Genomic DNA, 14,732 nt, shown 5'->3' with positions numbered 1-14,732 from the left:
CCTTGCCGCATGGCCGGCCGAGTGGTGCGTGACGCGCTCGCCGGAGCGCTCTCGCTCGTGCTCCCGGTGTCCTGCGCCGGCTGCGGGGCGTTCGACCGGGCCGTCTGCCCGGCCTGTGCGCGCGAACTCGAGCCGGCGCCCCGGCTCGTCGCCAGGGAACCGCTCGGAACGCGCGCCGTCTGGGCCGGGCTCCGCTATCGCGGCGCGGTGCGTCCCGTGCTCCGGGCCTACAAGGATGCTGGCCGCACCGATGCCGCGGCCGCGCTCGCGCCCGCACTCGGCGCCGCGATCGAAACGGCGCTGCGGGCGCTGCCCCAGGGCGGCCCCGACGCCCTGGAACTCTGCACGATCCCCTCCACGCCGGCGGCGCTCCGAGCGAGGGGCTACCGGCCGGTCGAACGGCTGCTGACCGGGCTGGGGCTGCGCGCCGCCCGCGTGCTGCGGCCGGTCGCCGGCCATCTCGACCAGGCGGGGCTCGATGCCGAGGCCAGGCGGCGGAATTCCTCCGGCTGGCTCCGTGCGCACCGGGCGCACGGGAGGCGGTTCCTCCTCGTCGACGACGTGCTCACCACGGGGTCGACCCTCGCCGCCGCGGCAGCGGCGATCGAATCCGGGGGCGGCCGGGTCCTGGGCTTCGCCGTGCTCGCCGAGACCCCGCGCCGCGCGGATGAACATCGCAGGAGATCTTCGGGGAACTCTCCGTGACAAGCGGCCCGAAGCGGGCTACGGTGGCAGCACAGGCGTGGTCCAACCACCCTTCAGAACCGGGTGACACGCCGGGAGATGGAGGCCGTAATGGAACTGAACATCGTCGGACGCAACCTTGGGGTCACCGATCGATTCCGTGCCTACGTCACTGAGAAGGCCGAGAAGGTCTCGCGCCTCGCCGAGCGAGCGATCGCGCTCGATGTGAAGCTCGTGCGCCACAGCGAGAAGAACGGGAACCCGGGACCCGACCGCGTCGAGCTCACGCTCGTCGGCCGCGGCCCCGTCGTCCGGGCGGAGGCGGACGGCAGCGACAAGTACGCCGCGTTCGACGTGGCGCTCGGGCGATTGCTCGAACGGATCAGGCGGGCGAAGGACCGCAAGAAGGTGCACCGCGGCGGCGCCCACCGGCACACCTCGCTGCGCGAGGCGGCGGACGCCGGGTTCACCGGGGTCGGCGTCCAGGCCGCGGACGCCGAGGTGCTCGAGCGGGTGCGCACGGGGAGCATCCCGGTCGTCGACGAGCACGAGGAGCACGGCGAGGACGAGGTGTACACGCCGGTCGTCATTCGCCGGAAGGTGTTCGCGTCCGCACCGATGACCGTCGACGAGGCCCTCTACTTCATGGAGCTCGTCGGACACGACTTCTACCTCTTCGTCGACTCCGACTCGGGCCGGCCGAGCGTCGTCTACCGGCGCAAGGGCTGGGACTACGGGGTGATCGGCATCGACGAGCAGGCCGGCGCCGTCGTCGACGACCCGGTCACGAAGGGGCGCGAGGCGGTCGCCTCTTAGACGCAGGAATCGCGCGGGGCATCCGGTCGAGGGCCGGATGCCCCGCGGTCCGTGTCAGCGGCGGCCGGCGCACCGGCGCCGCTCGGCGGGCGTCCGGCTCGTGTCCAGGTCGCTGCCCACTAGCATGGCTATGATGACCGTCTGCACAGGCGGCAGCGGGCGTGCCCTCCACCCGAGCGGGTGCGGCCGACGACACTGGGAGAGCATTTCGTGGCTTCGATTCTGGAAAAGGTCCTGCGCGTCGGCGAGGGCCGCACCCTCAAGCGCCTCGAGAACTACGCGAAGGCGATCAACGCCCTCGAGGACGACTTCAAGGACCTCAGCGACGAGGAGCTGAAGCACGAGACCGTCGAGCTGCGGGAGCGCTACTCGAACGGCGAGTCCCTCGACGACCTGCTGCCCGAGGCCTTCGCCGCCGTCCGCGAGGCGTCCCGTCGCACCCTCGGCCTCCGCCACTTCGACGTCCAGCTCATGGGCGGCGCCGCACTGCACCTCGGCAACATCGCCGAGATGAAGACCGGTGAGGGCAAGACGCTCGTCGCGACGACCGCGGCGTACCTCAACGCGCTCACGAGCCGCGGAGTCCACATCATCACGGTGAACGACTTCCTCGCCTCCTACCAGTCGGAGCTCATGGGCCGCGTCTTCCGCGCCCTCGGCATGACGACCGGCTGCATCCTCTCCGGGCAGACCCCGCAGCAGCGCCGCGAGCAGTACGCCGCCGACATCACCTACGGCACGAACAACGAGTTCGGCTTCGACTACCTGCGCGACAACATGGCGTGGCAGGCGTCCGACATGGTCCAGCGCGGGCACTACTTCGCCATCGTCGACGAGGTCGACTCCATCCTCATCGACGAGGCGCGCACGCCGCTCATCATCTCGGGCCCCGCCTCCGGCGAGGCCAACCGCTGGTTCACCGAGTTCGCCCGGCTCGCCGAGCGCCTCGTCCCCGGCGAGGACTTCGAGGTCGACGAGAAGAAGCGCACCGTCGGCGTGCTCGAGCCCGGTATCGAGAAGGTCGAGGACTACCTCGGCATCGACAACCTCTACGAGTCGGCGAACACCCCGCTCATCTCCTTCCTGAACAACTCGATCAAGGCCAGGGCCCTGTTCAAGAAGGACAAGGACTACGTGGTGATGAACGGCGAGGTGCTCATCGTCGACGAGCACACCGGCCGCATCCTCGTGGGCCGCCGCTACAACGAGGGCATCCACCAGGCGATCGAGGCGAAGGAGGGCGTGCAGGTCAAGGCCGAGAACCAGACTCTCGCCACCGTGACGCTGCAGAACTACTTCCGCCTCTACTCGAAGCTCTCCGGCATGACCGGTACCGCCGAGACCGAGGCCGCCGAGTTCATGTCGACGTACAAGCTCGGCGTGGTGCCGATCCCGACGAACAAGCCGATGCAGCGCATCGACCAGCCCGACCTCGTCTACAAGAACGAGGAGTCGAAGTTCGCCCAGGTCGTCGAGGACATCGTCGAGCGCCACAAGAACGGCCAGCCGGTCCTCGTCGGCACGACGAGCGTCGAGAAGAGCGAGTACCTCTCCCGGCTGCTCGCGAAGAAGGGCGTGCGTCACGAGGTCCTGAACGCGAAGAACCACGCGCGCGAGGCCGCGATCATCGCGCAAGCCGGCCGCCACGGCGCCGTCACCGTCGCAACGAACATGGCCGGTCGAGGCACCGACATCATGCTCGGCGGAAACGCCGAGTTCATCGCCGTCCAGCGCATGCACGAGAAGGGCCTGTCGCCCGTCGACACCCCGGAGGAGTACGAGGCCGCCTGGGACGACGTCTTCGCCGAGGTCAAGCGCGAGGTCGACATCGAGGGCGAGAAGGTGCTCGAGGCCGGCGGGCTCTACGTGCTCGGCACCGAGCGGCACGAGTCGCGGCGCATCGACAACCAGCTCCGCGGTCGATCGGGTCGTCAGGGAGACCCCGGTGAGAGCCGGTTCTACCTCTCCCTCACGGACGACCTGATGCGGCTCTTCAACGCCGGCGCGGCCGAGAGCATCATGGCGCGCGGGGTCCCCGACGACGTGGCCATCGAGTCGAAGGTCGTCTCGCGGGCCATCCGTTCGGCGCAGTCGCAGGTCGAGGCGCGAAACGCCGAGATCCGCAAGAACGTGCTGAAGTACGACGACGTCCTCAACCGGCAGCGTGAGGCGATCTACTCCGACCGCCGGCACATCCTCGAGGGCGACGACCTGCACGAGCGCACGCAGGCGTTCCTCGAGAACGTCATCGACGAGGTGCTCGACCAGCACACGGCCGAGGGCAACCCCGACGAGTGGGACCTCGACGCCCTCTGGACCGAGCTGAAGACGCTCTACCCGATCGACATCACCATCGACGAGGTCGTCGCCGAGGCGGGCGAGAAGGGCCGGGTCAACCGCGACTTCATCCGCCGCGAGATCCTCTCCGACGCGAAGCTCGCCTACCAGCGCCGCGAGGAGCAGCTCGGCAGCCCCGCCATGCGCGAGCTCGAGCGCCGCGTCGTGCTCTCGGTGATCGACCGCCGCTGGCGCGACCACCTGTACGAGATGGACTACCTGAAGGACGGCATCGGCCTGCGCGCCATGGCGCAGCGCGACCCGCTGGTCGAGTACCAGCGCGAGGGCTACGCGATGTTCCAGCAGATGATGGGCTCGATCCGCGAGGAGACCGTCGGCTTCCTGTTCAACCTCGAGGTCGAGGTCGCACAGCAGGGCGGCGTCGCCGGGCCGAACATCGAGGCCAAGGGACTCGGCCGTCCGGCAACCCCCGAGGAGAAGCTCAGCTACACCGCGCCGAGCGACTCGGGCGAGGCCGAGGTTCGGAACCAGCGCGGACAGCTGCAGCAGGCGGCGACGCAGCGTCTGCGTCGTGCCGTCGCCGAGTCGCAGAGCGAGGGCTCCGGTGCGGCGCCCGCGCAGGGCGGCGCGCGCGGCGCGTTCGGGCAGGCCACCGGCGAGGCGTCCCCGCAGAACCGGGCCGAGCGTCGCGCCCAGGACCGCAAGGGCCGCTAGCGATCACGACACGAGAGCCGCGCATCCGAGGGATGCGCGGCTCTCGTGCGTTCGCCCCGCCGTTCGCTCGCGAGCGAACGAGCGGCGATCGATCGGCGCGCTCAGAGCACCCCGAGCACCGACGCCCGCCAGCGTGCGTCGAAGCCCTCGAGCCGGATGACGATGGCGCGGGTGCGCGGGCGCTGGTGCACGAGCACGACGGCCTCGATCACGCCGTCGGCCGGCTCGCTGGCCCGGACCGTGCCGATCGCGAAGACCGGACGCTGCGGGCGGGCACCGCGCACCCGGCGGGCCCGCGCGGCGAGGGCGACTCGCTTCTCGAGCCCGCGGTAGACGTCGTCCGTGACCCAGCGCGCGAGCTGCTCGAGGTCTCGCGCTCCCGCGAGCGCCTCGACGACGCAGTGCGCGAGGTTGCGCAGCACCGGCATCGGATCGGGAAGCTCGGCCCGGCCGACCGGCTGCGGACCGAAGAAGTCGTCGCGGTCGAGTGGAGTCGGGTCGTAGACGGGGTCACCGGTCTGCGCCGGTTCGAAGTGCGGGGCCATCGTGCTCCTGGATCGTAGCGATCGCCGAGCACGGCCCGACGACCGGATCACCCCCGAACGGGGGAGGAGGGGGACCCGTGCTTGAACGCTAGACGGTGCCTGGAATCCCTGTCAAGAAATCTGGGCGCCTGTGGAGAGCGTCGGGCTGTCCTGGCTCGGTCTGGACTAGGGTCGCCGGCATGCGATTCGAGCGCCTCATCGACGACCTCTCGGCGCAGATGGAGCACGAGCAACGAGAGGAGGAGCGCTCCCTCGCACTCGAGGAGGAACGGCATCGGCTCGGTCGGCTCTCCGTGCGGGAACGGGCGCGAGCGCTGCACGAGCTCGGGCGGCCGCTGCGGTGCGAGCTCGTCGACGGCCGCGCCATGACACTGGCGCTCGAGTCGTTCGGCCGGGACTGGCTGGCGGCGCGCGCCCAGCCGCCCGTCGGCGGCCTGCTGATCGTGCGGATCCCCGCGATCGAGGCGATCGTCGGGGATCGGGAGGAGCTGCAGGCGAGCCTCGCCCCCGTCCCGGAGTCGCCGACCGCGCTCGCCGCGCGCATCGGATTCGGGTTCGTCCTCCGCGACCTCGCCCGTCGTCGTGCGGCGGTGCTCGTGCGCGGCGTCAGCGGCGCGAGCTGGCAGGGCACGATCGACCGGGTCGGCGGAGATCACCTCGAGCTCGCGCTGCATCCGGCGGGCACGCCCCGGCGCGAGGCCGAGGTTCGCGGCTACCGGCTCGTGCCCTTCGAGCGGATCTCGACGATCGCGATGTGAGGGGCCGATGCGGGGCCGCAGCACCGCTCCGATTGGAATCCCGAACGTCCTCCCGGGGGGTTCGGTGGCGGTGCGAACGCGGCGACCGCGATCAGTCCACGGGACGCACGCCACCGCGGCGGACGCCCGAGAGCTCGGCGATGCCGGCGAACTCGCCCTCGTTCCAGGCGGCGTGACGACGGGTCGCTTCGTACTGCTCGTCGATCCAGACCTCGAGCTGGGCGCGCTCGACGCGCCAGGGACCGTGCTCGCCGACGCGGATGGCGGGGAGCTCTCCCGAACGGATGAGGCCGTCGACCGTGCCCACGTCGACGGCGAGCAGCTCCGCGGTATCGGCGAGGGACAGGAATCGCCCGAGCTCGCCGCTCGGTCCAGGTGAGGTCATGCCCTCGATTATCGACCCGGCGGGCGGGGACGACGGGGTCTGTGGATAACTCCGGACGTGTGGCTCGCACCCTCGGGACGATGGACGGGCCGAGGAGTTCGGCGGGAGCAGGCGGGAGCGTGAATGGGCTGGCGGACGAGGCCGGGCAGGGCGGTCGACCTTCGACTGGTGGTCGGGCTGCTGCTCGTCGTCGCATCGGTGGTCGGCGTGTGGGCGCTCGTGGGCGGTCTCGACCGCTCGGTGCGGGTCTACGCGGCTCGAGACACGATCACGGCGGGCTCGCGTCTCGAGGCGCGCGACCTCGAGACGGTGTGGGTCGTGCTGGGGGATCGGGCGGCGCGATACCTCTCGGCCGAGTCCGCGTTGCGGCCCGGAACGATGCTCGCGCGCACCGTCGGACCCGGGGAGCTCCTCCCGCGCGACGCGGTCGCCGATGCATCGGACGGCACCTTCGCGACCGTCGTCGTGCCGAGTCGAGGGCCGCTTCCCGAGGTGGTCGCCCCCGGAAGCTCGGTCGACGTCTGGGCGGGCGATGCGGTCGAGCGGGGATTCGAGCCGCCCGCCGTGCTCGTCCCCGCCGCAGAGGTCGTCTCCCTCCGACCGGCGGACTCGCCCGGCGCCGACGGGCCGCTCGTGGAACTGCGGCTCGACCGCGAGCGCCTGCCGCTCCTGCTCGAGGCGATCGCGTCCGGCGACGCGATCGACCTCGTGCCCGCACGGTCGGTCGGCTGATGGTCCGGATCGCCCTGCTGCTCGGGCGCGAGGTGGAACGTCGACTGCTGCCCGACGCGGTGGAGCACGGGCACCGGGTCGTGCGGGCCGGCACGTGGCCGGAGCTGCGCGACGGGCTGGCGGAGCACCGGCCGGAACTCCTGCTCGTCGCGGCCGGCGTGCTCGCCGTCGATCACGACGTGCTGGCGGTGTGCGACGCCGCCGGGGTCCGGGTCGTCGCCCTCGCCGACGACGACCGCCAGCGCGCCGCGGCGCGGGCGGCCGGCCTGCACGAGGTCGTCGGGCCCGTCGTCGCGTGGGCGGAGCTCGAGCCCGTCGTGACGGGGCGCGTCGCGCTCGCGCCGGAGGCGACGCCCTCGCCCGAGGCCCGCACCGTCGCGGTCTGGGGTCCCACCGGGGCGCCCGGCCGCACGACGGTCGCCGTCAACGTCGCCGCCGAGCTCGCGGCCGCAGGTCGACGCGTCGCACTCGTCGACGCCGATCCGTACGGCGGAGCCGTGGCGCTCGCCCTCGGGCTGCTCGACGAGACTCCCGGCTTCGCGGCCGCCTGCCGACTCGCCGGCATGAACGCCCTCGATCGCGCGGAGCTCGAGCGGCTCGCGCAGCGCTGCGCGACGAGCGGTGCGGAATTCGAGGTGTTCACCGGCCTCATCGGACCGGGGCGCTGGCCCGAGCTCGGCGCGGACCGGGTGGCCGCCGCGCTCGCGGCCATCGCCGCCGAGGTCGATGTCGTCGTCATCGATACGGGGTTCAGCCTCGAGCGCGACGAGGAGCTGACGAGCGATCAGTTCGCCCCGCGGCGCAACGCCGCGACCTTCGCCGCGCTCGAGGCGGCCGACCGGGTGATCGCCGTCGGGCTCGCCGATCCCACGGGGCTCGGCCGCCTGCTGCGCGGCTGCGCTGAACTCGCGGAGCACGTGGATCCGGAACAGATCGACGTGCTGGTGAACCGGGTCCGACCGAGCGTGCTCGGCATCGGTGCCTACGCGCAGGTGCGGGCGACGCTGCAGCGCCTCGGCGGCATCGAGCGGGCCTGGCTCCTGCCCCACGACGGGCGCGGCCCGGACGCCGCGGTCCTCCGGGCTCGAGCACTGCGCGACGCGGCTCCGCGCTCCGCCCTGGCCTTGGCCTTTCGGGAGTACACCGCCGAGCGCTTCCCGCGCGCGGATGCGTTCGACGCGGGCGCGCCCCGCCCGAGCAGACGCGGCCCGGGCATCCGCGGAACACGTCTGCTGGATCGCGTACGACGCGGTGCGCCGCACTACGCTTGAGCTGTGTCGACCCTCAGTGAACTCGTCCTCGCCCAGGGCCGCAGCAGTCAGGCCGACGTCGACTGGCTGCACATGCTCGTCGGCGACCTGCAGCTGCTCGCCGATCTCGCCTTCGCCGACATCGTGCTGTGGGTGCCGTCCGGCGACGACGACTTCGTCGCGGTCGCGCACTCGCGCCCCTCGAGCGCGGCGACGCTCTTCTACCGGGACTTCGTCGGCCAGCGCATCAAGCCGCAGTGGCGCGAGCTCGTCACGCAGGCGTACACGAGCGCGGAGATCATCGACTCCTCCGCGCCCGACTGGTACGAGGAGATGCCGACCCGCGTGCGCGCCGTGCCCGTCATGCGGCGGCTCGCCGAGGCGAGCACCGCGGTCGCGCCCGAGCCGGTCGCCGTGATCACCCGGCACACGAACCTCGGTGCGACGCGCACGCCGAGCCGGCAGGAGCTCACCTTCAACGACTGCGCCGGCGAGCTGTTCCAGATGATCGCCTCCGGCGACTTCCCCGATCTCGGTGCCCCGACGGGCCCCCGGCGAGGCGCCCCGCGCGCCTCCGACGGCCTCATCCGGCTCGACGTCGACGGCATCACGACCTTCGCGAGCCCCAATGCGCTCTCGGCCTTCAACCGGATGGGGTTCGACGACGAACTCGAGGGGGAGTCGCTCGCCGACGTGACGACCCGGCTGCTCGGCGGCAAGCTCGTCGTCGACGAGTCGCTGCCCCTCGTCGTGACGGGGCGGGCGCCCTGGCGCACCGACGTCGAGTCCCGCGGCGTCACGGTCTCGCTCCGGGCCATCCCGATCCGGCGCAAGGGATCGCGCATCGGCGCGATCGTGCTCACCCGGGACGTCACCGAGCTCCGCCACCAGGAGCAGGAGCTCATCACGAAGGATGCCACGATCCGGGAGATCCACCACCGGGTCAAGAACAATCTGCAGACCGTCGCGTCATTGCTGCGCATCCAGGCGCGCCGCACCCACTCCGACGAGGCCCGCGAGGCCCTCACCCAGGCCATGCGCCGAGTCGGGGCGATCGCGGTCGTGCACGACACGCTGTCGACGGGCCTGTCTCAGAACGTGGACTTCGACGAGGTCTTCGACCGGGCGCTGCTGCTCGTCGCCGAGGTCGCCGCCGCTCACAACACGACGGCCCACCCGAAGCGCTCCGGCAGCTTCGGCGTGCTCCCGAGCGAGTACGCGACCCCGCTCGCCCTCGCGCTCACCGAGCTCGTCACCAACGCGGTCGAGCACGGCCTCGCCGGCCAGGTGGGCGAGGTCGAGGTGGTCGCCGACCGCTCCGACCAGCTGCTCACCGTGCAGGTGCGCGACACGGGATCCGGCCTCCCCGAGGGGCGCGTGGGCGAGGGGCTCGGCACGCAGATCGTGCGCACCCTCATCCAGGGCGAGCTCGGCGGCACGATCGACTGGCACACCGTCGTCGGCACCGGCACCGAGGTGACCATCGAGGTGCCGCTGCGCTGGATCGCCCCGGCGTGAGCCGGCGCTCGTCGCCGGCGCCCGGACATCCGACGCGGGGCGCGCCCCGCGGAGGCGGCCTACCATGGTCGATATGAACGATGCACGACTCGCCCCCGGCGATCCCGCCCCCGACTTCACGCTCGACGACCAGGACGGCACCCCGGTGACGCTCTCGTCGCTCCGCGGCGGCAAGGTGGTGCTGTACTTCTACCCCGAGGCGATGACCCCGGGCTGCACGACCGAAGCGTGCGACTTCCGCGACAGCCTCAACTCCTTCAAGGCGGCGGGCATCCGCGTCCTCGGCGTCTCCAAGGACGAGGTCGAGAAGCTCAAGCGCTTCGCGGAACGCGACCGGCTGAACTTCACCCTCCTCGCGGACCCCGACCTCGCCGTCCAGCAGGCGTACGGCGTCTGGGGCGAGAAATCGCTCTACGGCAAGATCGTCGTCGGCTCCATCCGCTCGACCTTCGTGATCGACGAGGAGGGCCGCATCGCGAAGACCTTCTACAACGTGAAGGCCACCGGGCACGTCGCGCGCATCCGGCGCGAGCTCGGCCTCGACGACTGAGCCGCATCCGCTCCGCCGGGGCGGTGCCGGGGTGCTCAGTGCTCCGGCGCCGCCCCGGCGTTGCCGTAGGCGCGGCGCACCGACGGGGCGAGCATGAGCACGACCACGACGATCGCCGGGATGAGCAGGGCCCAGCCGATGTCCGGACGGGCGAAGAGCCCCTGGAACGCCCCGGCCGCGACCGAGACCTGCAGCACCTGCCACACGATGGCGCCGGCGCGCGACCACCCGGCACGACGGATCGAGGCGACGGCGACGGCGGCCGTGAAGACGGCGCCGATCGCGACGAGCACGATGAGCGCGACGGCGGTCGCGTAGGACGACGGGGCGAGGGTCAGCAGGTCGACGACGAGCCAGACGAGCACGCCCGCGACGGCGAGCGCCTCGAGCACGAGCAGCACGTTCACGATCGCGAGCGCCGCGCGGGGGACCCCCTGATCAGCGGGCGGTTCCTCGGCTGAGGCGGGGCGGTCGGAGCTCTGATTCACAGCGATATCCCATACACGGCTATTGATTCGACCCCGTCGCTATGCCACGATTTACAAGGCCGAGTTGATGCTCACAGGGTGGTGAGCCGATCAATCATGATCCTACTTCCCGAGACTTGGCTTTCCCCCCCGCAACACCGCCACCGAGTTCGCGCGCACGCGAGTACGTACGAACGAAATGGCCGCGCGAGAGCGCGCGAGTGTGACTGCGACGAGTAGCAACAAGGAGCATCTCCATGGATTGGCGCGACAAAGCCGCCTGCCTCACCGCCGACCCCGAACTGTTCTTCCCGGTGGGGAACACTGGTCCGGCCGTCGACCAGATCGAGAAGGCGAAGGCGGTCTGCGCCCGTTGCACGGTCACCGAGATCTGCCTGCAGTACGCCCTCGAGACCGGTCAGGACTCGGGCGTCTGGGGCGGCCTCAGCGAAGACGAGCGCCGCGCCCTGAAGCGCCGCGCCGCTCGCGCCCGCCGCGCCGGCTGAGCGCCGCGACACGACCTCCATCGAGCCGAGGCCGGACGACACCACCCCGTCCGGTGCTCGGCTCGATCAGTGTCCGCCGCGATCGGCGCCGCCCGGCGCGGTCGAGAACGTCTCGAGCAGCCGCTGCAGCGAGTCCAGCCTGGCCGCGCCCGTCTCGTCGAGCTCGCCGTCGGCCGCGGCCTCGTTGAGCGCGCAGTCGGGCGCATCGGGCAGATGGGTGCAGCCCCTGGGGCAGCGCTCCGCGATCTCGGCGAGCTCGGTGAACGAGCGCAGGATGTTCGCGGGGTCGACGTGCCCGAGGCCGAAGGAGCGCACGCCGGGGGTGTCGATCACCCAGCCGTCGCCCTCCGCCGCCTCCAGGCGCAGCGAGACCGTCGAGGACGAGGTGTGCCGGCCGCGACCGGTGACGTCGTTCACCCGGCCGGTGGCACGCTCCGCGCTCGGCACCAGCGCGTTCACGAGGGTCGACTTGCCGACGCCGGAGTGCCCGACGAAGACCGTGCGGTGGCCCACGAGGGCGGCGCGGATCTCGTCGAGCGGCATGTCCTCGGCAGCGGAGCGGAAGACCGGCAGCTCGAGGCCGGCGAAGCTCTGCAGGAACGGCTCGGGATCGGCGAGGTCGGTCTTCGTGATGCAGAGCAGCGGCGTGATGCCCGCGTCGTAGGCGGCGACCAGATAGCGGTCGACGAGCCTGGTGCGCGGTTCGGGGTTCGCGGCGGCGACGACGACGAGCATCTGATCGGCGTTCGCCACGATGATGCGCTCCACGGCGTCGGTGTCGTCGGCGCTCCGCCGTAGCAGGCTCGTGCGCTCGCCGATCCTGACGATCCGGGCGAGCGTGCCCTCGTCGCCCGTCGTGTCGCCGACGACGTCGACGAGGTCGCCGGTCACGACGGACTTGCGCTTGAGCTCGCGCGCCCGCGCGGCGGTCACCTCGCGCTCGTCGGCACCGCCCTCGTCGAGTAGGACCGCGTAGCGGCCGCGGTCGACGCCGAGCACGCGGCCCTGCACGGCGTCGGCGTGCTCCGGGCGCTGCTTCGTGCGCGGCCTGCTGCCGCGGCGGCTCGGACGCACCCGGACGTCGGACTCGTCGAACTCGGGCTCGTCGTCCTCGTCGTCGGCGTCCCACCAGCTCATCGCAGCAGCCCGCCCCAGAGCTCGGGGAACTGCGGCAGGGTCTTGCCGGTCGAGGCGATGTCGTCGATCACGACCCCGGGAACCGCGAGGCCGACGATCGCGCCGCTCGTCGCCATCCGATGGTCGGCGTAGGCGCGCCAGGCGCCCTCGTGCAGCGGGACCGGCTCGACCAGCAGACCGTCCTCGAGCTCGGTGACCCGCCCGCCGAGGCCGTTCAGCTCGGCCGCGAGCGCGGCGAGCCGGTCGGTCTCGTGGTGGCGGATGTGGCCGATCCCGGTGAACGTCGACGGGCCGTCGGCGAAGGCGGCGATCGCGACGAGGTTCGGCACGAGCTCGCCCGCCTCGCCGAGGTCGAGCTCCACGGCGCGGATGCCGCCCGCCGCCGCACCCGGAGCGCGGACGGTGAGCCGGTCGCCGGCGCGCTCGACCGTGGCGCCGAAGCGGGGCAGCAGCGTCTCGAGCTGGGCGCCGACCTGCGTGGTGGCGTCGGGCCATCCCGTGATCGTCACCTCGCCGCCCGCGACGAGCGCCGCGGCCAGGAACGGCGCAGCGTTCGAGAGGTCCGGCTCGATGTCGACGTCGACGGCGGCGATGGGGCCGGGCGCCACGATCCAGCGACCGGGCTCCGGCGACTGGACCACGACGCCCCGGCGGGCGAGGGCCGCGACGGTCATCTCGATGTGCGGCATGCTCGGCAGCCGCTCACCGGTGTGCCGGAGGTCGAGCCCCTGCTCGAAGCGCGGGGCCGACAGCAGCAGCCCGGAGACGAACTGGCTCGACGCGGAGGCGTCGATCTCGAGGGCGCCGCCCGCGATGCGGCCGGTGCCGTGCACGGTGAACGGCAGCGTGCCGCGGCGGTCGTCGTCGAGGTCGACGCCGAGGCCCTTCAGGCCGTCGATGACGCCGGACATCGGGCGTCGCCTGGCGGCCTCGTCGCCGTCGAAGGTGGTGGGCCCGAGGCCGAGGGCGGCCACCGGCGGCACGAAGCGCATGACGGTGCCGGCGAGGCCGCAGTCGACGGTGGTGGAGCCGAGCAGCTCCTCGGCGGGCGTCACCCGCAGATCGTCGCCGAAGCCGCCGCGGCCGGGCAGCCGTTCGAAGCCCACGCCGAGCGCCGAGAGCGCCTCGACCATCAGTTCGCTGTCGCGCGACCAGAGCGGCGCCCGGAGCACCGACGGGCCCTCGGCGAGGGCGGCGAGCACGAGCTCGCGGTTCGTCAGCGACTTCGAGCCCGGCACGGCCAGCGTCGCCTGCAGCGGCCGGCTCGCGGTGGGCGCGGGCCAGCCCGGGTCGGGCTCGGTGCGGCGCGCGTCGCCGTACGGGTCGAACTCGGGCTCGGAATATGGCGTGATCTGCATCGGTTATCAACAGTAGCGTCCGTGCGGGCGCGGGAGGAGAGGGTGCAGGTGAGCCTCGCACTGCTGGAACGGACGGCGGCCGAGCGGGTCGACGATCTAGGATGGCCGGTGATGACCGGTGATGAGATCGACGAGCCCATGGTCGAGGCCGAGCGCCCGCTGGGCGAGCTGTTCGAGGAGCAGGCGCTGCCCTTCATCGATCAGCTGTACGCCGCCGCGCTGCGGATGACGAAGAACCCCGCCGACGCGCAGGACCTCGTGCAGGAGACCTTCGTCAAGGCGTACGCCGCCTTCGCGCAGTTCAAGCAGGGCACGAACTTGAAGGCGTGGCTGTACCGCATCCTCACGAACACCTTCATCAATACCTACCGCAAGAAGCAGCGGGAGCCCTACCAGGGCACGATCGACGAGCTCGAGGACTGGCAGCTCGGCGGCGCCGAGTCGACGACCGCCGCGACGAGCCGCTCCGCCGAGGCGGAGGCGATCGACCACCTGCCCGACAGCGCCGTGAAGGACGCGCTGCAGGCGCTCCCCGAGGACTTCCGACTCGCCGTGTACTTCGCGGACGTCGAGGGCTTCTCCTACCAGGAGATCGCCGACATGATGAACACCCCGATCGGGACCGTGATGAGCCGCCTGCACCGTGGCCGGCGGATGCTTCGCGAGTCCCTCGCCGACTACGCCCTCGAGCAGGGCATCCAGTCGGCGGCCAACCCCACCAGGAGCAAGAAATGAACGACTGCGGCTGCGACAAGGCGCGCGCCGAGCTCGAGGAGTACCTGCACAACGAGCTCTGCAGCGAGGATGCCGCCGACATCCGCGCGCACATGGAGAACTGCCCCGAGTGCTCCGGCGAGCTGAAGGTCGGCATCACCATCACCGAGGTCGTGCAGCGGGCGTGCCGTGAGAGCGCCCCCGACGAGCTCCGCACCGTCGTGCTCACGCGGATCCGCGAGATCCAGACGCACGCCGTCTTCGCCGACTGAGCCGAGCGGTCCGCGCGCGGCCAACCTT

General features: G+C 71.9%; 16 protein-coding genes. 11 read left to right on the top strand and 5 right to left on the bottom strand.

Annotated features, from left to right (window positions below):
• The first annotated feature begins 9 nt into the window (after positions 1-9).
• The 3 genes from MTP13_RS17015 to secA all read left to right on the top strand — a co-directional run bounded on the left by MTP13_RS17015 (position 10) and on the right by secA (position 4,512).
• Positions 10-705, top strand: a complete 696-nt coding sequence (locus MTP13_RS17015; protein ID WP_243568830.1) for a ComF family protein — start codon at positions 10-12, stop codon at positions 703-705.
• Positions 706-795: 90 nt separating this feature from the next.
• Entirely contained in the window at positions 796-1,500 is a 705-nt protein-coding gene (gene hpf, locus MTP13_RS17010; RefSeq protein WP_243568829.1) for a ribosome hibernation-promoting factor, HPF/YfiA family, read from the top strand.
• A 210-nt stretch (positions 1,501-1,710) separates the two neighbouring features.
• Positions 1,711-4,512, top strand: a complete 2,802-nt coding sequence (gene secA, locus MTP13_RS17005; RefSeq protein ID WP_243568828.1) for a preprotein translocase subunit SecA — start codon at positions 1,711-1,713, stop codon at positions 4,510-4,512.
• 101 nt (positions 4,513-4,613) lie between these two features.
• Here the strand turns inward: secA and MTP13_RS17000 are convergent, their stop codons facing one another.
• Positions 4,614-5,057, bottom strand: coding sequence for an Rv3235 family protein (locus tag MTP13_RS17000; protein WP_243568827.1), 444 nt, complete (start codon positions 5,055-5,057; stop codon positions 4,614-4,616).
• A gap of 179 nt (positions 5,058-5,236) precedes the next feature.
• Between MTP13_RS17000 and MTP13_RS16995 the strand changes: the two genes are divergently transcribed.
• Complete coding sequence (locus tag MTP13_RS16995) at positions 5,237-5,815, top strand: hypothetical protein (RefSeq protein WP_243568826.1); 579 nt, start codon at positions 5,237-5,239, stop codon at positions 5,813-5,815.
• Positions 5,816-5,906: 91 nt separating this feature from the next.
• Here MTP13_RS16995 and MTP13_RS16990 read toward each other — a convergent pair whose 3' ends face one another.
• A complete protein-coding gene (locus MTP13_RS16990; protein WP_243568825.1) occupies positions 5,907-6,200 on the bottom strand; it encodes a helix-turn-helix domain-containing protein in 294 nt (97 codons plus the stop codon).
• Between the two features lie 168 nt (positions 6,201-6,368).
• Here MTP13_RS16990 and MTP13_RS16985 point away from each other — a divergent pair, with 168 nt between their 5' ends.
• The 4 genes from MTP13_RS16985 to bcp all read left to right on the top strand — a co-directional run bounded on the left by MTP13_RS16985 (position 6,369) and on the right by bcp (position 10,250).
• On the top strand, positions 6,369-6,932 hold the full coding sequence (locus MTP13_RS16985) for a hypothetical protein (RefSeq protein WP_243568824.1): 564 nt from the start codon (positions 6,369-6,371) through the stop codon (positions 6,930-6,932).
• Positions 6,932-8,203: a CpaE/TadZ family protein gene (locus MTP13_RS16980; RefSeq protein WP_243568823.1), complete on the top strand. Its 1,272-nt coding sequence runs from the start codon at positions 6,932-6,934 to the stop codon at positions 8,201-8,203. The genes MTP13_RS16985 and MTP13_RS16980 overlap by 1 nt, the downstream gene beginning before the upstream one ends.
• Before the next feature lie 3 nt (positions 8,204-8,206).
• Entirely contained in the window at positions 8,207-9,700 is a 1,494-nt protein-coding gene (locus MTP13_RS16975; RefSeq protein ID WP_243568822.1) for a sensor histidine kinase, read from the top strand.
• 73 nt (positions 9,701-9,773) lie between these two features.
• Positions 9,774-10,250 carry a thioredoxin-dependent thiol peroxidase gene (bcp, locus tag MTP13_RS16970; RefSeq protein ID WP_243568821.1) on the top strand — a complete coding sequence of 159 codons (477 nt, stop codon included), beginning with the start codon at positions 9,774-9,776 and terminating at the stop codon, positions 10,248-10,250.
• A gap of 35 nt (positions 10,251-10,285) precedes the next feature.
• Here the strand turns inward: bcp and MTP13_RS16965 are convergent, their stop codons facing one another.
• Positions 10,286-10,738: a hypothetical protein gene (locus MTP13_RS16965; RefSeq protein ID WP_229781798.1), complete on the bottom strand. Its 453-nt coding sequence runs from the start codon at positions 10,736-10,738 to the stop codon at positions 10,286-10,288.
• Positions 10,739-10,974: 236 nt separating this feature from the next.
• Between MTP13_RS16965 and MTP13_RS16960 the strand changes: the two genes are divergently transcribed.
• Positions 10,975-11,223 (top strand): WhiB family transcriptional regulator, encoded by a 249-nt coding sequence (locus MTP13_RS16960; RefSeq protein ID WP_055859573.1) that lies wholly within the window; start codon positions 10,975-10,977, stop codon positions 11,221-11,223.
• 66 nt (positions 11,224-11,289) lie between these two features.
• Here MTP13_RS16960 and rsgA read toward each other — a convergent pair whose 3' ends face one another.
• Together rsgA and aroA are read right to left on the bottom strand one after the other, a co-directional pair.
• The gene (gene rsgA, locus MTP13_RS16955) at positions 11,290-12,360 is read right to left on the bottom strand and encodes a ribosome small subunit-dependent GTPase A (protein ID WP_243568820.1); all 1,071 of its coding nucleotides are present in this window, start codon (positions 12,358-12,360) and stop codon (positions 11,290-11,292) included.
• Positions 12,357-13,718 (bottom strand): 3-phosphoshikimate 1-carboxyvinyltransferase, encoded by a 1,362-nt coding sequence (aroA, locus tag MTP13_RS16950; protein WP_243568819.1) that lies wholly within the window; start codon positions 13,716-13,718, stop codon positions 12,357-12,359. Before aroA ends, rsgA begins: the two co-directional genes overlap by 4 nt.
• A gap of 111 nt (positions 13,719-13,829) precedes the next feature.
• Here aroA and MTP13_RS16945 point away from each other — a divergent pair, with 111 nt between their 5' ends.
• Together MTP13_RS16945 and rsrA are read left to right on the top strand one after the other, a co-directional pair.
• Positions 13,830-14,453, top strand: coding sequence for a sigma-70 family RNA polymerase sigma factor (locus tag MTP13_RS16945; protein ID WP_189086373.1), 624 nt, complete (start codon positions 13,830-13,832; stop codon positions 14,451-14,453).
• On the top strand, positions 14,450-14,704 hold the full coding sequence (gene rsrA / locus MTP13_RS16940) for a mycothiol system anti-sigma-R factor (protein ID WP_189086324.1): 255 nt from the start codon (positions 14,450-14,452) through the stop codon (positions 14,702-14,704). Before MTP13_RS16945 ends, rsrA begins: the two co-directional genes overlap by 4 nt.
• Positions 14,705-14,732 lie beyond the last annotated feature (28 nt).

The sequence above is a fragment of the Agromyces soli genome, from assembly GCF_022811605.1.
GTDB classification, from domain to species: Bacteria; Actinomycetota; Actinomycetes; order Actinomycetales; family Microbacteriaceae; genus Agromyces; species Agromyces soli.
This window is presented reverse-complemented; position numbering and strand designations above follow the sequence as displayed.